14 protein-coding genes and 2 pseudogenes are annotated in these 19,734 nt (G+C 49.2%); 10 read left to right on the forward strand and 6 right to left on the reverse strand.

Features of this window, described 5'->3' with window-relative positions; translation table 11 throughout:
- Positions 1–4: 4 nt before the first annotated feature.
- Positions 5–1,297 carry a hypothetical protein gene (locus CXB77_RS07905; protein WP_146108759.1) on the reverse strand — a complete coding sequence of 431 codons (1,293 nt, stop codon included), beginning with the start codon at positions 1,295–1,297 and terminating at the stop codon, positions 5–7.
- A 494-nt stretch (positions 1,298–1,791) separates the two neighbouring features.
- On the opposite strand from CXB77_RS07905, the gene CXB77_RS07910 reads away from it, so the two are divergent.
- Both CXB77_RS07910 and CXB77_RS07915 read left to right on the forward strand, forming a co-directional pair.
- Positions 1,792–4,161 (forward strand): ATP-binding protein, encoded by a 2,370-nt coding sequence (locus CXB77_RS07910; protein WP_146108760.1) that lies wholly within the window; start codon positions 1,792–1,794, stop codon positions 4,159–4,161.
- Entirely contained in the window at positions 4,158–5,252 is a 1,095-nt protein-coding gene (locus tag CXB77_RS07915; protein WP_105073448.1) for an HD-GYP domain-containing protein, read from the forward strand. The genes CXB77_RS07910 and CXB77_RS07915 overlap by 4 nt, the downstream gene beginning before the upstream one ends.
- Positions 5,253–5,321: 69 nt before the next feature.
- Here CXB77_RS07915 and CXB77_RS07920 read toward each other — a convergent pair whose 3' ends face one another.
- Positions 5,322–7,937 carry an EAL domain-containing protein gene (locus tag CXB77_RS07920; protein ID WP_105073449.1) on the reverse strand — a complete coding sequence of 872 codons (2,616 nt, stop codon included), beginning with the start codon at positions 7,935–7,937 and terminating at the stop codon, positions 5,322–5,324.
- A 284-nt stretch (positions 7,938–8,221) separates the two neighbouring features.
- On the opposite strand from CXB77_RS07920, the gene malQ reads away from it, so the two are divergent.
- From malQ to argH, 3 genes are read left to right on the forward strand one after another with little or no spacing between them, the layout of a single operon-like run.
- A complete protein-coding gene (malQ, locus tag CXB77_RS07925) occupies positions 8,222–9,736 on the forward strand; it encodes a 4-alpha-glucanotransferase (RefSeq protein ID WP_105073450.1) in 1,515 nt (504 codons plus the stop codon).
- A 17-nt stretch (positions 9,737–9,753) separates the two neighbouring features.
- Positions 9,754–10,629 carry a CPBP family intramembrane glutamic endopeptidase gene (locus CXB77_RS07930; protein ID WP_105073451.1) on the forward strand — a complete coding sequence of 292 codons (876 nt, stop codon included), beginning with the start codon at positions 9,754–9,756 and terminating at the stop codon, positions 10,627–10,629.
- Positions 10,630–10,675: 46 nt separating this feature from the next.
- On the forward strand, positions 10,676–12,079 hold the full coding sequence (gene argH, locus CXB77_RS07935; RefSeq protein WP_105073452.1) for an argininosuccinate lyase: 1,404 nt from the start codon (positions 10,676–10,678) through the stop codon (positions 12,077–12,079).
- Positions 12,080–12,248: 169 nt separating this feature from the next.
- On the opposite strand, the pseudogene CXB77_RS07940 reads toward argH, so the two are convergent.
- Positions 12,249–13,729: pseudogene (locus CXB77_RS07940) on the reverse strand (alpha-D-glucose phosphate-specific phosphoglucomutase).
- 75 nt (positions 13,730–13,804) lie between these two features.
- Between CXB77_RS07940 and CXB77_RS19665 the strand changes: the two are divergent.
- Both CXB77_RS19665 and htpG read left to right on the forward strand, forming a co-directional pair.
- Positions 13,805–13,975 carry a hypothetical protein gene (locus tag CXB77_RS19665; protein WP_172452566.1) on the forward strand — a complete coding sequence of 57 codons (171 nt, stop codon included), beginning with the start codon at positions 13,805–13,807 and terminating at the stop codon, positions 13,973–13,975.
- Positions 13,976–14,039: 64 nt separating this feature from the next.
- Positions 14,040–15,954, forward strand: a pseudogene (gene htpG, locus CXB77_RS07945) (molecular chaperone HtpG).
- Between the two features lie 79 nt (positions 15,955–16,033).
- Here htpG and CXB77_RS07950 read toward each other — a convergent pair.
- Positions 16,034–16,603 (reverse strand): Uma2 family endonuclease, encoded by a 570-nt coding sequence (locus CXB77_RS07950; protein WP_105073453.1) that lies wholly within the window; start codon positions 16,601–16,603, stop codon positions 16,034–16,036.
- A gap of 29 nt (positions 16,604–16,632) precedes the next feature.
- Positions 16,633–16,842: a hypothetical protein gene (locus CXB77_RS07955; protein WP_105073454.1), complete on the reverse strand. Its 210-nt coding sequence runs from the start codon at positions 16,840–16,842 to the stop codon at positions 16,633–16,635.
- A gap of 139 nt (positions 16,843–16,981) precedes the next feature.
- Between CXB77_RS07955 and CXB77_RS07960 the strand changes: the two genes are divergently transcribed.
- Positions 16,982–17,824: an IS5 family transposase gene (locus CXB77_RS07960; protein WP_105073507.1), complete on the forward strand. Its 843-nt coding sequence runs from the start codon at positions 16,982–16,984 to the stop codon at positions 17,822–17,824.
- 24 nt (positions 17,825–17,848) lie between these two features.
- Here the strand turns inward: CXB77_RS07960 and CXB77_RS07965 are convergent, their stop codons facing one another.
- Entirely contained in the window at positions 17,849–18,877 is a 1,029-nt protein-coding gene (locus CXB77_RS07965) for an InlB B-repeat-containing protein (RefSeq protein ID WP_105073455.1), read from the reverse strand.
- Between the two features lie 60 nt (positions 18,878–18,937).
- On the opposite strand from CXB77_RS07965, the gene CXB77_RS07970 reads away from it, so the two are divergent.
- Positions 18,938–19,315 (forward strand): UDP binding domain-containing protein, encoded by a 378-nt coding sequence (locus CXB77_RS07970; RefSeq protein ID WP_242445550.1) that lies wholly within the window; start codon positions 18,938–18,940, stop codon positions 19,313–19,315.
- A gap of 136 nt (positions 19,316–19,451) precedes the next feature.
- Positions 19,452–19,646, forward strand: a complete 195-nt coding sequence (locus CXB77_RS07975; protein WP_146108761.1) for a DNA adenine methylase — start codon at positions 19,452–19,454, stop codon at positions 19,644–19,646.
- The last annotated feature ends 88 nt before the right edge of the window (positions 19,647–19,734 follow it).

Here is a 19,734-nt window from a genome sequence, read left to right on the forward strand (position 1 = left end):
CTCCTTAAAAAACGAAGTTGTAGGACAGAGAAAACAGATTGATGTCCTGATTGCTCACGTCACCACCAGCAGGCGAGTCTACGAAGCTAGACGCCATGCCAACATGGGTTCGCGCCCATTCCAATTTGAGTTTGCTGGTCGGAGTAAGTGCATAAGAAGTGCCCAATGCCCAAGTTTGTTGATCGTAGGCAACAAAAACATCAGCAGCGGCACGTTGTGCAGCGTTAATCAATAATGCGTTGGGAAACCACTTGGGCACAGAGGATTGATTGAGTGCCTGATTTAATTCGAGCGCATTATCTTCTGAACGTAGCCAAGCGTAATAAAGATAAGGTGTCCATTTGCCGATGCGCTTGCGTAATGAAGTATAGCCTCCATTGCTATTGAGACCGTTCTCAGCGTATTTAACGAGGCGTCTTACATATTCGCCAGCAAAGCGAATATCGTGACCAAGACCAATATCCATACCGGCAATGACAACCGAAAAATCTTGAGCATGTCCGCTGGGAATTTCTGTTCCCAATCCTATTTCTGGGCGCATTGCGTAATAGCTGATTCCGGGAAATGGACTCACTAAAGGCATGTGATAATTCCATTCTTGCCCTTCAATGCGATGTTCTGTAGATGGCTTGTAAAAGCTGAAACGATAAAGGTCTTCTGCATTCCGCAACGACAGCACCACACCTTTTACTTGAACGCGCATGAGACTGAAATCTGCGCCAGCAGCAAAATATCCCGGAACAGGATCGCGTATAAAAGAGCGCCACGCGCTGTCTGCTTTACCCCAGAACAATTCAAGATTCAAATCGCCTAATCCTAACTCCCAAATTTTACTGATTGACGCACCAGTAAAATCAACTGTGGGCGATGTTGAATACACATCAATTGGTAAACGGGCGTAATCAAATGTCCAACCAACATCCATATTTTCTGAATTGAGATAGCCCGGCACTCGCAATTTGCCGAGCCGCAGCAGCCAATCGTTATTCGGTCGCCATGATAAAAATGCCCACGACAATTTAGGATTCCAAGCGTTGTCGTCATCATCGGCGGGTGAAATTTGCGCCTGCACGGTGGCGCTCCAATGCACATTAAACTTGGCGTCCAATTGCACTCCAAACAGACTATCACGCGCCAAAGTGCCACGATTATTAATAAAACGCTGCGTGTTGTAAGGTTGATCCGAGATGGCGTAACCGAGCGTACCGTAACCCGACCATGAAAAATCCACTGCTCGCGTTGTGCTCTGACCAAATGTGAGAAATGCCACCAGCATTAAATTGAGGGGATAGCGCATAATTTTTCCAAGATAATTTTTGCGTTTCGACGAACAAGTGACGGAAAAGACGATGAATCTCCGTAAAATTTCCGGTTGGTTTTCAATACTCGTGCTGCTGGCGCTGAGTGCCAATGGATTTCTGTTGTTTCTCATGGCGCAGGCACACGACAGTTTGTTGACCACGCAAGCGCATCGTCAACAGGCGCTGACGCTCACGTACGCTTTGCAACAGGAAACCGAGCAACTCGTGCGTTTGGTGCGGGCGTATACCTTCACCGGTGAGCCGCGCTATCTATTTTATTATTACGACATCATTAGTATTCGCGCAGGCGAAAAACCTCCGCCTACTGAGTTTAATCCGACGACTTACTGGGACGAAGTGATTGCCGGACGCCACCAGCATCAATTGCCTGAAACAGGAATTCGCTCCTCGCTTGCTGACCGCATGACCTCACTGAGATTTAGTCAAGACGAATTCACAGCCCTCAATCGTGTTGGCGGCGACCGAGGTAATGAATCAAATCGAACAGATCGCCTTTGCCGCCACGCAGGGACTGTACGACCCAGAAACAGTAGATTTCGTTTCGGATGGCACACCCCGACTGGATTTTGCCAGCAAGCTGGTACACGACGCGAAATACAACGGGCTCAAAGCAGAATTATCGACGGCAGTGCTGGCGCTGATGACATTGACCGACGAACGCACTTACAAGGAAACCAAGGCTGCTACTCAGCGTCAAAGTCAACTCATCATGTTGTCGTTTGTGTTTATGGCGGGAACCATTTTGCTGGTGTTATTGGCATCGGAGATCATTCGACGCCAAGTGCTGCTGCCGATTCATCGCCTCAGTGAAGCCGCTCGCCGGTTAGCGAGTGGTGACTATTCCACTCGCGTGATTACCGCACTTTCCCGCAAATCCGATCACCCGCTCGGCGTCGAAGAGCTGGGCGCACTGGGCGCAACGTTCGACGGCATGGCGCAATCCATTGAACATGAACTGCTGACCCGCGCTGCCGTGCAGCGAGAATTGGAAGCAGCGCGGCAGCAAGCGGAAAACGCCACTCGCGCCAAGTCGATATTCCTCGCCAATATGAGCCACGAAATTCGCACACCGATGAACGCGATCATCGGTATGAGTTATCTGGCGCTGCAAACTGCGCTGACGCCGCGCCAGCAGGATTACATCAGCACCGTGCACACTGCCGCGCATTCGCTGCTGGGAATTATCAACGACATCCTTGATTTTTCTAAAGTTGAAGCAGGCAAACTGGAGTTGGAACAGACAGCGTTTCGGCTGACTGATGTACTCGACAACACGCTGGCATTGTTGCGCCAGCGGGCAAAAGAAAAGGGTATCGCGCTGATTTTAGACATTATTGATCCTGATCTGCGCGGCGTGGCGGGTGTGTTATGCGGCGATGCGCTGCGGCTCGGTCAGGTGCTCAACAATCTGCTGTCCAACGCGGTCAAGTTCACCGAACAGGGCGGCGTCCGTTTGACCGTCACCACTGTGGCGCAATCCGACAGCGGTCGAGAACTGCGTTTCAGTATTCACGATACCGGCATCGGACTGACAACCGCGCAGATCAACGGTTTATTTCAGGAATTCACGCAAGCGGACGGCTCAACCACGCGCCGTTTTGGTGGCACTGGGCTGGGGCTGGCGATTTGTAAACGCTTGATTGCGTTAATGGGCGGCGAAATTCAGGTTGTCAGTGAACCCGACGCTGGTTCCTGTTTCACCTTTACCGCGTATTTTGATGCTGGTGATGTAACCAATTTACGCACCGATGCCGCCACTGCTGACGCGGCGCTGCTCACCGGAATGCGGGTGCTGCTGGTCGAAGATCATCCGATCAATCAGCAATTAGCGATTGAATTACTGCAAAGTCAGGGCGTTGTGGTTGATGTGGCAAATCATGGTCAACAGGCGCTCGACCAGCTTGCAGCGCAATCCGAAACTTATTATCACGCTGTATTGATGGATATTCAGATGCCGGTGATGGACGGTTACGAGGCGACCCAGCGGCTGCGCGACAATCCGCGTTATGCCGCGTTGCCGATCATCGCCATGACCGCTCACGCGCTGGTTGAAGAACGGGAACGGTGTTTGGCGCTCGGCATGACCGAACATCTCAGCAAACCGATTGAACCGGCGGCGTTGTACGCGATGTTGGCGCAGCATTATCAAGCGCCGCTTACCAATCCCGCCCAATCTGCCTTGAAAAAAGCGGGATTTTCTACGTTTCCTGATTTAGCGCAAAACGCTGGAGCATTGCCAGCACCGCTGCTCACCATTGCCGAACTGGATACCGCAAGCGGTCTGCGGCGCGTGGGCGGCAACATTCAGTTGTATGTGCAACTGCTCGCCAATTTTGTAAATGAATTCAGCGATGCGTCAGCAACGGTTGCGGCATTATTCGAGGCAGCAGATTGGGCAACGGTAGAACGCTGGGCGCATACGCTCGCAGGTTTAGCCGGCACCATCGGTGCAGCGCGAGTGCAGGAGTTAGCGCGAACATTGGAAACGGCGTGTCATCATGGCGATGGAAAAGCGGCGCAGATCGCCTTGCCGCTGTTGCTGATGGATTTACAACCGTTGTTGATTGCGCTGCGGACGTATTTGGGCAAGCCGGCTGCAACGGAAACATCGCCACCGAATGCGGACGCTGGTCAATTGCCGGAATGTTTGCCGCAGTTGCGGCAGTTATTGAATAACTGCGACGGCGACGCCATCGCGTTGTGGGAAGCGCATCAACCGGAATTTGCTGGCGTATTGCCGCTGGCGCAGGTTCAAAAAATCACCCAAGCATTGATGAACATTGATTTTGAAATCGCTTTGCAATTGCTGCCCACTGACAAGTCGGAATCTTCAACATGAGTCCATCTGCTATTGAACGTCCCACCATTTTGGTGGTGGACGACACTCCCGCCAATCTCAGCCTACTCAATGCGTTTCTCGGTCGGGACTATCGCATTCTGCTGGCGAACCACGGCGTCAAGGCGCTGCAACTGGCCAGTGAACACCAGCCCGATTTGATTTTGCTGGATATTATGATGCCGGACATGGACGGTTATGAGGTGTGTCGCCGACTGAAAGCAGACGAGGCATTGCGGCGCATTCCGGTGTTGTTTCTCACTGCAAGAACTGAAATTGGCGATGAAGAACAGGGTTTTGCGCTGGGTGCTGTCGATTTTATTCACAAGCCAATCAGTTTGCCCATCGTCGCTGCTCGCGTCCGTTCGCATTTGCAACTCAAGGTTTGGCAGGATTTTCTCCTTGATCAAAATGCGTGGCTGCGGCGCGAAGTCGAAAGGCGTCTATCGGACATTAACCGGTTTCAGGATGCGTCAATTCTGACGATGGTCTCGCTCGCCGAATTCCGCGATGAATGCACTGGCAATCATATTCACCGCACCCAAGAATATGTTCGATTGCTGGCGCAGCAACTCGCTCATCTTCCACGTTATCAACACCAATTAACCCAGAATCATATAGAGCTAATGAGCAAATCAGCGGCGCTACATGACGTGGGCAAAATAGCAATTCCCGATCACATTCTGCTGAAACCCGGCAAATTGACCGAAGAAGAATTCATTATCATGCGCACTCATGCCCAGCGTGGTTATGAAATGTTGGCACGAGCTGGTGAACATCTCGGCGAACATGGCGAATTTCTCAAATTAGCCAAAGATATTGCGCGTTATCACCACGAAAAATGGGATGGTTCCGGTTATCCCAATGGGTTGCAGGGTCACGCAATTCCAATTGCAGCGCGGTTAATGGCAGTAGCGGATGTCTTTGATGCGCTGCTAACACGCCGCCCGTATAAAGAACCTTTTCCCATGAGCGAAGTGGTTACGATTATGAAACAAGGCAGCGGCAATCATTTTGATCCTGAAGTGATCGACGCTTTTTTAGTGATTCTGCCGCAATTGGAAGAAGTGGTGCGGTGTGAAACTGATGCTTAAATGCAGATTTTACGACATCAGATTGAATACCAGCAGCGGCAATTCAAACGCCGCTGCTGTTCTGTGTTGTTATAAAACGTTTCCTGTTCGTAACAACGGCGTAATGACATCAACCGGCAGCGGCTTTGCGAACAAATAACCCTGCGCGACAAAGCAATGATGGTTAATTAAAAAATCACGTTGTTCCTTGGTTTCTACACCCTCAGCGATAATGTGTAACCCAAGATTTGCACCCAAGCCAATAATTGCTTTGACAATCGTTACACTTTGCGTTAGCGCATCTTCAGCACTATTGATTTCGGCAAGAAATGAACGATCAATTTTAAGTGCTTGTACTGGCAAACGATTGAGATAACTTAGTGACGCATAACCAGTCCCAAAATCATCTAATGACAATGAAAAACCCTGTTCGCGCAATGCCGATAAAATCATCACTGCCTTTTCAATTGAGTGCATTGCTGCACTTTCAGTCACTTCAAATTCTAAATCTGCTGGTGTAACGCCAGTATCATGCACGATTGTTTGAATACGCTGCGCTAAATTATCTTGATACAATTCATTCGCTGATAGATTTACTGCCACCGGCACGACTGGCACACCTTCTGCTCGCCACAGTTTAATTTGCTCACATGCTTGGCGGAGCACTAATGGGCCGATTTGTAAAATTAATCCTGTTGCTTCCGCAATTGGAATAAAACGTCCGGGCTGTACCAAACCCCATTCAGGATGATTCCAACGTACCAACGCTTCCAGACTTAAAATAGCACCTGTAGCGATATTCACCCGTGGTTGATAATACAAAACCAATTCTTGACGCTCAATTGCTAACCGCAATGCTTGTTCTACTTGGAATTGCTCTAAAAGCTGTTGATTTAATGTCGCCGTATAAAAACGATAAGTATGACGTCCATCAGCTTTGGCAATATGCAATGCTGTATCGGCATGATTAATTAACATGTCGGTCGTTTCAGCGTCTTCGGGATACAGCGCAATTCCCACGCTGGCAGTAATGTGCATTTGGTTTTCGCCGAGCAGAATTGGCTCATCAAGCGCCGCTTGAATACGCTCTGCCAATCCGGCTGTATCGCGCACTTGACGTACCTGCCCGATTAACAACACAAAATTGTCACCACCGAGTCGCGCCAGCATGTCTTCTTCTCGTAATAACATGCGTAGTCGCTGGGCGACTGCTTGCAATAAACGATCACCAGTTTCGTGACCCAATGAATCATTGATAAATTTCAAATTATCAATGTCAATTGAGAGTAAAGCTAAACGATGGTGTTCCCGCGCTGCGAGAATTAATGCTTGGGTGACACGCTCACGCATGAGCGTTCTATTCGGTAAACCAGTGAGTGGATCGTAATGCGTGATATAGCTCAATTGCGCAGATAACAAGCGTTTTTCACTGACATCTTCGGCGAGTTTTACAAAATGAGAAATCAGATGATCTTCATTGCGCAATGGTGTAATCAGTGCTTGTTCCCAATAAATCTCGCCAGATTTTTTACGGTTTTGAAACTCGCCGCGCCATGATTGACCATTGCGCAATAACTTCCACATTTCTGCTTCCATGACGGCAGGAGTGCTTTCATTACGCAATAAATTAACTGATTTTCCAAATACGTCTTCACGGCTGTAGCCAGTTGTTTCACAAAAACATTGATTAACGTATTCGATATTGCCTTCCAAATCAGTGATTAAGACAATGCTGGGGCTTTGTTCAACCACTAATGCTAAACGTTGAATTTTAGTCGCATGTTGATGTTGTTCAGTGATATTCACTAAACCGCCATACAAACGCCGTGCTGGTGTTTTGCTAAAATCAAATACGCATTCATTAGTGGTTCGTACCCAACGCAGTGAGCCATCCTGATTTCGTAGTCGCAATTCGCAGGTTTTGGTTTCGCCGGGTTTAAGCTGTAATACCTGAACATTAAAAATTTCCATATCTTCTGGAATCACTAAAAAGCTCCAGCAACCATGCGCCAGCACTTCATTTAAACTGTATCCAATTAGCGATTCAACAGAGCCCGTCATCCAATCAATTTTAAATTTACCATCTCCCAATTCAATGCAGGAATACGCAACATCGCTCATAATTGCAGTGAGCTGTTGATAGCGGGCTTCTCGTCCAATACGTTCGGTTTGGTCAACGATGGTACACACGAATTCAGCATCTTCACCAACTGGTCCTGGTAAACGAATGAGCATCAGGTCAGCAATGACAGTGCCATGTTTTGCGCTGTGCAAAGAAATTTCCGTGCATTCAGCTTTGCCTGTGGTGCGTGCTTGTTGAAACGCATTTTCTAAAACCGGAACATGATGCGGATTTGCAAGATGACTAAATAGCTGGCGATTGAGTTTTAATAGCGAGGTTGCTGCTGAGTTGGCTTCTTTAACGCGTCCTTGCCAAGAAACCAATAGCGTTGGCAATGGCAGATTTTCGTACAGTCGAATAAAACGTGCCAAGGAAAGCTCATTGGCTTCCTGACTTTCATGCAGTGCTTCTTGTTGAATTAACAATTCGGCGTGATAAATATGCAATTCTTCTAAAAGCATATCGAGACTGAATTCGCCACGCTTAAATTCAGTTAATGCACTATCAAAAGAATGGTCACGCAAAATACGTCGGGCTTGTTCACGTAGGCGCGTCGATTCAACAAGAGTCTTACTGATCTTCATTTGCAGTTAAATCCAACCTTCAAAACATAAAGAAATAAAAATGAAATGGCCTAAATTACAATGTAATGACGTTGTGTTCTATTCACCTGCGCTGATGACAACGCTTGCCAAAAAATATGTGGTCTTGCGTATTTCAAACCACACAACGTTGGCGGATTGTTTCATAGATTCTGCGATTGTTCGATACACCGTTTGTCGCTGTGCGGGATTTCAAGCAGGCTTTTCGCTGGCGCTTTGGGTAGACTTCACGGGTTTTGAATCAAGCGCCCGACAGAGGTTTCTTCATGCACCGCACCAGCGGCATTTTGCTTCACCCGACTTCACTGCCCAGCCCTTTTGGAATCGGTGATCTCGGCCCTAGCGCCCATCGTTTCGTCGATTTTCTCGCACAAGCGGGGCAGGGACTGTGGCAGATGCTGCCATTGGGACCGACTGGTTATCGGGATTCACCCTATCAATGTACCTCCGCGTTTGCGGGTAATCCGCTGCTGATCAGTCCTGAAGGCTTGATGCAAGCCGGTTGGATTTCTGCTACAGCACTGGATAATCCGCCGGCATTCCCCACGGATCAAGTCGATTTCGACGCAGTTAACGCGTGGAAATATCACCTGTTACAAACGGCGCTGCGTGGTTTTAATGACCACGCCAGCACTGCGGATCGTCAAGCCTTTGACGCTTTTTGTGCCGCCGAACAGGTGTGGTTGGATGATTTTGCGCTTTACTGTGCGTTGAAAATCTATCACGACCGGCTGCCGTGGACGGCGTGGGAAACCGGTTATGCCCAGCGCGATCCTGATGCGCTCATGCAATGGTGCGCCGATCATCCGGCTGCGTTGGAATTACAACGGTTTGCGCAATTTGTCTTTTTTCAACAATGGCAGGCATTGCGCACCCATGCCCACGCGCAGGGCGTCCATCTCATTGGCGACATTCCAATTTTCGTCGCCCACGATTCGAGTGAAGTCTGGACGCATCCCGAATGGTTTGAACTTGACGCCGACGGACATCCCACCGTCATCGCTGGCGTACCACCGGATTATTTCAGCAACACCGGTCAGCGATGGGGCAATCCGCTGTATCGCTGGGAAACACTTGCGGCTGATGGCTACAGTTTTTGGGTAGAACGACTGCGCCGCATGTTGGAACTGGTTGATTTAGTACGCATTGACCACTTTCGCGGGTTCGCTGCCTACTGGGAAATTCCCGCTACCGAAGATACTGCGATGAACGGGCGCTGGGTGCAGGGACCGGGATTGGCGCTATTTCACGCGCTGCAAGCGGCACTCGGTGAAAATCTGCCGTTGATTGCTGAAGATTTGGGCATCATCACGCCCGATGTCGAAGCCCTGCGCGATGAGTTACAACTGCCTGGAATGGCGGTGTTGCAATTCGGTTTTGAGGGCATTGAAGGTGATTTCGGACGCTCTGCATTTTTGCCGCATCATCACCGCACACAACTTGCGGTATACACCGGAACCCATGATAACAACAGCTTATTGGGCTGGTGGGCAGAACGCGATTCCGACACCCAGCGCAAAGTTCGCCATTATCTGAATACCGACGGCGCAGAAATTCACTGGGATTGCATTCGGATTGCGCTGGCATCGGTCGGCGCATTGGCATTATTTCCAATGCAGGATGTGCTGGGATTAGGCGCAGAATCCTGTATGAATCGCCCCGGCACTGCGACCGGCAACTGGATATGGCGTTACCGCGAGGATCAATTGGATGAAGCCGCTGCGGGACGTCTGCGCGAATTAACCCGACTTTACGGACGCTTGCCTTATCCCACCGAATAAATTCCATTCCATTCGCCATGCGCATCACCATTGGCTTTTTCGCTTTTCTATTCCTCTGCTTCATGCTGGCCGCATCAATCGCACCTTCAGTGGTGGCGACAGGCTGGTTTGAGGTAGAGCCGCACCGCGTGATGAGTCGCCTCGCGCAATTCATCATGTTGATGAGTTTATGGCCGCTGTTATCGGCACTTGCGTTAACCAATCGTGACGCGCTGGGTTACGGCATCAGTGCACGGAAATGGTGGCGCAACGTGCTCTGTGGCGAAAGTCTCGGCGTCACCACCTTGTTGGTACTGGTGCTGGCGCTGCTGGTGTTGCAGATTCGCGTCCCCGATGCAGCGGTGCAGTTTTGGTCTGGCATTGTTGGTAAAACCGTACAAGCATTATTTGGCGGATTACTTATTGGTTTAATCGAAGAAACGTTTTTTCGCGGCGCAGTTTACAGCGCGATTCGTCGCCGTGACGGAGTACGCACTGCGGTCATTGGCTCGGCACTGCTGTACGCCGCAGTGCATTTTCTTAAACCCGGCGCATTGCCAGTTGGCATGACCTTTGACAGCACCAGCGCGTGGTTAATGTTCGGACAAACGTTCACCGACGCACTGCGTTGGCAACATCTGGACAGCTTTAGCGCCTTGTTTTGTTGCGGAATTTTGCTGGCGCTGGTGCGCGAACGCAGCGGTCACATCGGCTGGTGCGTCGGCATACACGCTGGCTGGGTATTGGTCATTCAACTCACGCGCTGGCTCACCGACGGCAATTCTGCGACGCCATTTGCCAGTTTCGTTGGCAATTACGATGGCATTATTGGCTGGCTCGCTGCGCTATGGATTGGCGTATTGATTATGGTTTATCGCTGGTTAATGCCGAATTTAATGCGCACTGCAAAATAACCGTCGTTTTTTAATTCACTTTCAATTCAATTTGCGGAATTTTTCAATGCACGACACTTCCATCGTCAAACCTTGGGCGGGGCGTTTTAATGCGCCAACGGATGCCTTTGTTGAAGCCTTCACTGCTTCAGTTGCCTTCGATCAACGTCTTTATCGCTATGATATTCAAGGCTCAATTGCTCATGCAACCATGCTGGCGCAGCAAGGCATTCTGACTGCTGCCGAATGCGACGCGATCATCAGCGGATTAGAAGCGGTGCAATCTGAGATTGAAGCCGGAACTTTTAAGTGGTCAATTGCGCTGGAAGATGTGCACATGAACATCGAAACCGCATTAACCGCAAAGATCGGTGAAGCCGGAAAAAAACTGCATACCGGGCGCTCGCGTAACGATCAAATTGCGACTGATGTGCGGCTGTGGCTGCGCGATGAAATTGATTTAATTCAATTAGAAATAAAGCGATTACAAACTGCTTTACTTGATTTAGCCGAGCGCGAAGCCGATACGATTTTGCCCGGCTTTACGCATTTACAAGTCGCGCAACCAATCACCTTTGGTCATCATTTGCTCGCGTGGTTTGAAATGCTTGAACGCGACCGCGACCGTTTTACAGATTGTCGTCGTCGCTTGAATGTAATGCCGCTGGGCGCAGCAGCATTAGCTGGCACAACTTATCCCATTGATCGCCAATACACCGCGCAATTATTAGGCTTTGATCGCCCCGCCGAAAACTCATTAGATGCAGTCTCCGATCGAGATTTTGCGATTGAATTTACTGCTGCGGCAGCGATTTTAATGATGCACCTGTCGCGCTATTCCGAGGAACTGATTTTATGGTCTTCGGCGCAATTCGGTTTTATTGAATTATCCGACAGCTTTTGCACTGGCTCATCCATTATGCCGCAAAAGAAAAACCCTGATGTTCCAGAATTGGTGCGCGGCAAAAGTGGACGCATCTTTGGGCATTTAATGGGCTTATTGACGTTAATGAAAAGCCAGCCGCTGGCGTATAACAAAGACAACCAAGAAGATAAAGAACCGCTATTTGATACCGTGGATAATCTGAAAGGATCACTGCGCGTTTATGCCGATATGATGGGCAATGTTACCTGTCACCGCGAGCGAATGCGTGTTGCAGCAAAACAGGGTTTTAGCACTGCAACTGATCTTGCAGATTATTTGGTACGGAATGGCATTGCTTTTCGTGATGCGCATGAAATCGTTGGAAAAGCGGTTGCATTTGGTGTGCGTGAAGGACGCGATTTAGCAGAATTAACGCTGGCGGAATTACAGCAATTTTCCGTTTCTATTCAGGCAGATGTTTTTGCGGTATTGACTTTGGAAGGTTCAGTCGCGGCCCGCAATCATCTTGGCGGTACTGCGCCAAATCAGGTGCGATCCGCAATTGTTCGTGCTCGCACCCGATTAAATACTGAAGAACGCAATTAAATTTGCGATTCCAAAAAGCGCCCTTTGAAAAATCCCCCCCGCCCCCCTTTGCTAAAGGGGGGAGAAGAAAACCCCCTTTGCCAAAGGGAGGAAAAACACCCTTTGAAAAAGAGGTAGTAAAAGCCCCCCTTTGAAAAAGGGGGGTTGGGGGGATTTAAACAGCAGCGATTTAAGTCACTACATCCGGTTCACTGCGTCCCGTCCGCGCTTCAATCTGCGCCAGCTCGCGGGCAATTAAAATCAATGGCTGCATTGCTTCCTGCGTTTCGCGCTGATGTTGCGTTGGGTCTGGCTCGAAATACTCTAAATAACCCGCAGCGTTGCGCCTTCTGTTCCCGTTCCTGATAAACGAAAAACAATCCGCGCTCCGCTGGCAAAAACCAATCCGAATTCCTTGTTGTTGCGACACGCTGCCGTCAATTGGATCAGTATAAGAAAAATCATCGGCATAACTAACAACTTCATTGCCTAATTTGCGCTGAGGCAATTCCGTTAAGAGTATTCGCAGGTGATTCATTAAATCTTCTGCGCCAGCTAATTCGACACCTTCATAATCATGGCGCGTGTAATAATTGCGCCCGAATTGTTGCCAATGCGCAGTGACAATTGCTGCGACGGATTGCTGACGCGCTGCCAGCACATTGAGCCAAAACAGCACCGCCCAGAGTCCATCTTTTTCGCGGACGTGATTCGAGCCAGTGCCGAAACTTTCCTCGCCGCACAGCGTGATCCGCCCAGCGTCCAGCAAATTACCGAAGAATTTCCAGCCGGTTGGCGTCTCAAAACACTCGATTCCCAGCGCCGCTGCAACGCGATCTGCTGCCTGACTGGTCGGCATCGACCGCGCAATGCCGCTGATTCCCGCTGTGTAACCGGGCATGAGCTGCGCATTGGCCGCCAGCACCGCCAAACTGTCGCTCGGCGTGACGAAAAAGTTCTTGCCCAAAATCATGTTGCGGTCGCCGTCGCCATCGGAAGCTGCGCCGAAATCAAGACCGTCCGCGCCCGAACACAGCGCCACCAGCGCCTTGGCGTGCGCGAGATTGGGATCGGGATGACCGCCACCAAAATCTTCCAACGGGATTCCATTCATCACTGTGCCGGGCGCAGCGCCGAGCCGATGTTCTAAAATTTCAACGGCATACGGACCAGTCACGGCGTGCATCGCGTCAAAGCGCATCCGAAATTTGCCGCTGCTGAAAAGCTGCCGAATCGCGTTGAAATCAAACAGGGTTTCCATCAATTCAGCGTAATCGCTGACCGAATTCAGCACGGTGACGGTCATCGCACCAAGACTGAATTCTCCTTCTAAATCAAGATTAAGTGCTGGCGTGTCGAGCGTGAGATAACGGTCGATGGTTTGGGTGCGCTCAAAAATGGCGTTGGTGACGGTTTCTGACGCTGGGCCGCCGTTCGCAGCATTGAATTTGATTCCAAAATCTTCATCTGGACCGCCGGGATTATGGCTGGCCGACAGCACAATTCCGCCCTGCGTGTGATATTTGCGAATCACGCAGGAACTGCGGGCGTGGAGAAAATGCCACCGCAGCCGACCAGCGTTTTACTGACACCATTGGCCGCAGCCATGCGCAAAATGGTCTGAATCGCCTCGCGGTTATAAAAACGTCCGTCGCCACCAACGACCAACACGCCGCCGTTGAGTTCGGGCTGGTGTCGAAGATCGCTTGCACGAAATTTTCAAGATAATGCGGCTGTTGGAAAACTTTGACCTTTTTGCGCAGACCGGAAGTGCCGGGGCGTTGTCCGGCGATGGGCGTGGTGGCGATGAGCGTTGGTTGCATGTTCAAACCCTTGAGATATGAGCGAAGTGCCTACACTAGCGAGGCAGTGTTGGCGGCGACCTTGCAGCAAGCGGCTGCAAGTCAGTCATTCTAGCGTCAAGCTCATGCGACAATGACGCGATTCAATTCAATCGAAAACATGAAGGTAGTAAACGAAAATGACTGTTGAAGCGCATAAGGAAACATTGGAATTTAAAGCCGAAGTCAGCCAAGTCTTAGATTTGGTGATTCGGTCGCTGTACTCGAATAAGGAAATCTTTCTGCGCGAGTTGGTCTCGAATGCGTCAGACGCTGCCGAGAAGCTGCGTTTTGAAGCGTTGAGTGACGGCGGATTGTACGAAGGCGATGCCGAGCTGCGCATTCGCGTCGAAGTCGATAAAGACGCCGGAACGTTGACCATTTCCGACAACGGCATCGGGCTAGGTCGGCAGGAAGTGATGGACACCATCGGCAGCATCGCCAGCTCCGGCACGCGGCGTTTTGTGAGGCGCTATCGGGCGAACAGGCGAAAGACAGCACGTTGATCGGACAATTTGGCGTGGGTTTTTATTCCGCCTACATCGTCGCCGACAAAGTGACGCTGATTTCGCGCCGCGCTGGGTTGAGTGCCGAACATGGCGTGTGCTGGGAATCTGACGGGCGCGGCAGCTACACGCTTGAAACCGTTGAGAAAACCACTCGCGGCACGATGTCATTCTGCATCTGAAAGAGACGAGAAGGAATTTCTCGACAACTGGCGGCTGCGTTCGATCATCGGCAAATTTTCCGATCACATCGCGCTGCCGGTGGAGATGCGCAAAGAGTTTTACGGCGAGGAAGCAGAAGCGAAAAAGGATGAACCGCCTGAATATGAACAGGTTAATCGCGGCACTGCACTGTGGATGCGCAATAAAGCGGAATTGACTGAGGCGATTATCACGATTTCTATAAGCACGTTTCGCATGATTTTGAACCGCCGCTGGCGTATGCGCACAATCGCGTTGAAGGCAGCAACGAATACACAACGCTATTGTATGTGCCGAAAAAAGCGCCTTGGGATTTATTCGACCGCGATCAAAAACACGGCGTGAAGCTATACGTTAAGCGCGTATTCATCATGGATGAAGCGGATAAATTAATGCCGCATTACCTGCGCTTTGTAAAAGGTGTCGTTGATTCCGATGATTTACCGCTCAATGTTTCTCGTGAATTGCTGCAACACAATCGCAAGATTGACACCATTCGGCAGGCCAATACCAAGCGCATTTTGAGTGTATTGGAAACGCTGGCGACTGATGACGCTGAGAAATACGGCGCGTTCTGGGATGAATTCGGGCGAGTGGTTAAAGAAGGGCCCGCCGAGGATTTCGCCAATAAAGAACGCCTTGCTGGTTTAATGCGTTTTTCCACCACGCACCGCGATGATAATACCCAGCGCGAATCGCTTGATGCCTATATTGAACGCATGAAAGAAGGTCAGGACAAATTTATTACATCACTGCGGATAGCGCCGCCGCTGCTCGCCACAGTCCGCATTTGGAAGTATTCCGCAAAAAGGGTGTGGAAGTGCTGCTGCTTTCGGATCGCGTTGATGAATGGTTAGTCAGTCATTTGACCGAATACAAAGACAAGCATTTCCAATCGGTCACGAAAGGCGATCTCAATCTCGGCGAGCTGGCAGATAAGGATGAAAAAGAAGCCAAGGAAAAGGCTGCTGCTGAACACGGTTCATTGCTTGAGCGATTGAAAACTGCGCTCGGCGAGCGGGTTGATGCAGTGCGTCCGAGTACCCGCTTGGTTGATTCGCCAGCCTGTTTGGTGGTCGGCGAATACGATATGAGCGCCAATTTAGCGCGTGTATTAAAAGCAGTGGGTCAGAATGCGCCCGATAGCAAACCGACCTTGGAAGTCAATTTCGATCATTTGCTGGTCAAACGATTGGAAGCGGAAACTGATGACACGCGCTTTAATGATTTGGCGCTGATTCTGTTCGATCAAGCGCAATTGGCTGAAGGCGGGCAATTGGATGATCCAGCGGGATTTGTGGGGCGCATCAATCAATTGATGCTGAAAATGATGTTAGCTGACAACTAACAAACGCTGTTTTCTAGTATAAAAAAGCCTCGTCCGTTTAGGCGAGGCTTTTTTATGATTGGGTGTTGCAGTCGATTCTCTAGGGCAATACAACATCTTCATACAAATCTGCCAGCGTAAATTGCAGTTGTAATGGCGGACAATCAAAATGCAATTCGCCAGCGTCTTCATAACAAGAATAAAGCCATTGCCCAACCTCATTGCGCTGATACAGTTCAACCTTCTGCTGGGTTTGATCAACCAATAAATAATAGCGCAATGACGGCAGCATTCGATAATTTGCCAGCTTTTCGCGCCGATCTGTTAATTCTGTCGATGGTGATAACACTTCTGCAATCAAACAAGGTGCGGTTTTATAAAATGGTTTGCGGTCATCAGCGTCACAAGTTAATACTACATCTGGATAATAAAAAATCTCACTTGTAGCAATATGCACCTTCATATCACCCATAAATACGCCGCAGTGTGTGCCGCGAGTTGCTGCCCGCAAATGAAAAAACACATTGCCTGCAATCCGATTGTGCTTTTCACTTACGCCAGCCATTGCAAATACCTGTCCGGCGATATATTCGTGACGAATTGAACTGAGTTGTTCGCCAGTTAAATACTCATCAGCGGTGATAGTTTCTATAGCATTTGGAATTGACATCTTAATGTTCCTCGAAGTAAAAGCCCTCTTTAATTAAAAAGAGGGCTGAATGAAATGACACTTGCAACGGCGATGCGCAACAGTTTGGTTCCCGCGCTCGTGGCTTTTAATGGCACGTTTAGCATTTTCGATTCGCCCGCTGCCAACTGACCGATTTCACCGTAGGCGTCACCGGCGGTGCCGCAATCTTTCTGAGCCGTTGGCTGATCCGCCCACACTTCCAGATAACCCGCATTCATCGTGGTATTTCCCAAATTTTTGACGGTAATTGCGATCTTAGAGGATGTTTAGGAACTAAACTTCTGATTTTAATGTATAAATTTCTTTATAAGAATTGATTTTATTAAAAATGTGCAGTTTCTATTTGGAGATTTTGAAATGATCTCAAACAATAGTCATTCCACTAAACGATATCCAAGTGACCTCTCAGATGAGGAGTGGAAAGTCATCAAGCCCATCTTCGAAGAACTTGATCCTTATACCACTGGACGCCCACGAACCAGCGATCTCCGTGAAATTTTAAACGCGATTTTTTATCTAAATAAAACAGGTTATCCATGGCGTTATTTACCAACAGATTTCCCTTCTTATTCTCTTGTTAATTACTATTACAATAAATGGACTAATAACCGCATACTCGAACAAGTCAATGCAGCACTGCGGAGGCGTTTGCGCGAAAAAAAAGACCGAACACCAGATCCAACGGGGGCGATTATTGATAGCCAAAGTGTCAAAGGTAGTCCGGAATCAGCGATAGATTCAGGGTTTGATGGTGGCAAGTTAGTTAAAGGTCGGAAACGACATATCATTGTGGATACAATGGGTTATCTACTCGTTGTTTGGGTACATGCTGCCAATATCTTCGATGGTAAAGCAGCATATCAGGTGATTAGCAATTTGTTTTTGTTACTCCATACCGTAAAAATTATTTGGGCTGATGGTGCATATTCCGGTGATGAATTATTTAAATGGGTTTTGTCTGAATTTAACTGTACGCTTGAAGTTGTTAATAAGAAAAAAGGGGTTAAAGGTTTCCATGTTTTACCTCACCGCTGGGTGGTCGAAAGAACATTTGCTTGGCTTGGACGATCACGTCGATTGAGTAAAGACTACGAGCGCAATCGAAGTTCAAGTGAAGCGCAGGTTTATGTTGCGTCTAGTCGTTTACTTCTCAGGAATATTTGCAACACTCAGCTGACTTATAAATTAGCCTTGAGCTGATTTTTTGTTAAAAATTGGTTGTTTTTATTTTAGTGGTTGGTTTCTATACATCCTCTTAAAGTTGCCTTTGGCTGCAGGCGTCGCTGGGTTAATGGCAATCGCCATGACCCGCACATCAGCGACGGGCGTGGTGTCCATGCTGAAAGTGGCGGTTACGGATTTGCCGCTGCTCGGTGTGACTCGGCATTGATTGGGATTGGAGATTGCGGCGGTGCAGCCGTTCCAATGGCGAAAGGTTTCGCCGGTGGCGGGCAGTGCGGTGAGCATGACGGCAGTGTCGCTGCTAAAACTGGCCGTACAGTTGGTACCAGTACCGCAACTGATTCCCGCCGGGTTGCTGGTGACGTTGCCATTGCCGACGGTTTTGACCGTGAGATTGCCGCCGGTTGGCGTGGGAATGGTGGCAAAAGTTGCAGTGACGGTTTGCGCTTTGCTCATTTTGAGCGTGCATTGCAGCGGATTTGCTGCAACTGCGCTACAGCCGCTCCAACTGACGAAGGTCGCGCCGGTGTCCGGTTGAGCGATCAACGTGACCGTTTTGCCGCTGGCGAAATTCTCCGTGCAATCACTGCCGCAATTGATGCCGTTCGGATTGCTGCTGATTGTGCCGTTGCCGGTTTTCGTGACGGTAAGGCGGAAGGTGGAAAATAGTGCTGTGAAATTCGCCGTCACGGTTTTAGTCGCAGTGATATTCGTCAATCTGCAACTCGTGCCGCTGCAATCGCCACTAAAACCCGTGAAGTTATAACCAGTTTTTGGCGTTGCCGTGCAATTACTCGAACCACCGTAAGTCACCGGATTAACGCTGCAATTCACGCTGCCGCCGAGTGACGGATTTGCAGTTGCGTTAATTGGATAAGTGATCGCAGTGAAATTCGCCGTCACGGTTTTATTCGCAGTGACATTCGTCAAACTGCAACTCGTGCCGCTGCAATCGCCGCTAAATCCACTGAAGTTATAACCAGTCTTTGATGTCGCAGTGCAATTACTCGAACCGCCATAACTCACTAGATTAACGCTGCAATTCACACTGCCGCCAATTGAAGGATTCACAGTGGCGTTGATCCGTATTATTTAACGCACAAGGCCGTTGCGCTCGATTATCACCCCGAAGTGATTTTAGCGGGGCGGCGGATTAACGATGGCATGGCCGCTTATATTGCCCAGCAAACGGTCAAGTGCATGATTCAACACGGCGACCGCATTAAAGGCGCACAAGTGATCGTATTGGGTTTGACATTCGAAGAGAATTGCCCTGATTTGCGCAATTCCAAAGTCGCCGATTTAATTACCGAATTGCAATCATTTGGCTGCGCAGTGACGGTACATGATCCGCTGGCAGCAGCGGCAGAAGCTGACCACGAATACGGCTTGAAATTGACAACATGGGAGCAATTGCCCAATAAAGCTGCGGCAATTGTTGCTGCCGTATCACACCATGAGTATTTAGAAATGTCGCAGGCATCTCAAACCGGGTGGCGTCTTTATTGATGTGAAGTCGGCGTATGATCCGGCGGCAATTGTTGCGGCTGGTTTTCAGTTGTGGCGGTTATAAAATAAAATCGCGCTCCAAGTCGTCACTTGGGGCGCGGTGGTTGTGAATAGCAATTGAAACCGGAAACACGCAATGAACGAACTCTATTATGGCGATAATCTGGAAGTGTTGCGCAATAACATTGCACAAAACAGCGTTGATTTGTGTTATATCGACCCGCCATTTAATTCCAAACGCAATTATTTCCAGATTTATACCAATATCGGCACAGAAGATCAGGCGCAAGCACAGGCAAGTTTCAATAAAATCATACACTTAGAAGGCTAACTATTTAATAAAAAGCGTCTATACTTAACGCTGCTTGACACAAAATTATAAACAGCATGGCATTTTAACAAGCAAACACCATCCACAA

The sequence above is a fragment of the Chromatium okenii genome (assembly GCF_002958735.1).
In the GTDB taxonomy this organism is placed as follows: Bacteria; Pseudomonadota; Gammaproteobacteria; order Chromatiales; family Chromatiaceae; genus Chromatium; species Chromatium okenii_A.

Bases quoted from the DNA above. Each gene is read 5' to 3' on its own strand.
- CXB77_RS07905 (WP_146108759.1), bottom strand. From the start codon at position 1,297: ATGCGCTATCCCCTCAATTTAATGCTGGTGGCATTTCTCACATTTGGT.
- CXB77_RS07910 (WP_146108760.1), top strand. From the start codon at position 1,792: ATGAATCAAATCGAACAGATCGCCTTTGCCGCCACGCAGGGACTGTAC.
- CXB77_RS07915 (WP_105073448.1), top strand. From the start codon at position 4,158: ATGAGTCCATCTGCTATTGAACGTCCCACCATTTTGGTGGTGGACGAC.
- CXB77_RS07920 (WP_105073449.1), bottom strand. From the start codon at position 7,937: ATGAAGATCAGTAAGACTCTTGTTGAATCGACGCGCCTACGTGAACAA.
- malQ (WP_105073450.1), top strand. From the start codon at position 8,222: ATGCACCGCACCAGCGGCATTTTGCTTCACCCGACTTCACTGCCCAGC.
- CXB77_RS07930 (WP_105073451.1), top strand. From the start codon at position 9,754: ATGCGCATCACCATTGGCTTTTTCGCTTTTCTATTCCTCTGCTTCATG.
- argH (WP_105073452.1), top strand. From the start codon at position 10,676: ATGCACGACACTTCCATCGTCAAACCTTGGGCGGGGCGTTTTAATGCG.
- CXB77_RS07950 (WP_105073453.1), bottom strand. From the start codon at position 16,603: ATGTCAATTCCAAATGCTATAGAAACTATCACCGCTGATGAGTATTTA.
- CXB77_RS07955 (WP_105073454.1), bottom strand. From the start codon at position 16,842: ATGAATGCGGGTTATCTGGAAGTGTGGGCGGATCAGCCAACGGCTCAG.
- CXB77_RS07960 (WP_105073507.1), top strand. From the start codon at position 16,982: ATGATCTCAAACAATAGTCATTCCACTAAACGATATCCAAGTGACCTC.
- CXB77_RS07975 (WP_146108761.1), top strand. From the start codon at position 19,452: ATGAACGAACTCTATTATGGCGATAATCTGGAAGTGTTGCGCAATAAC.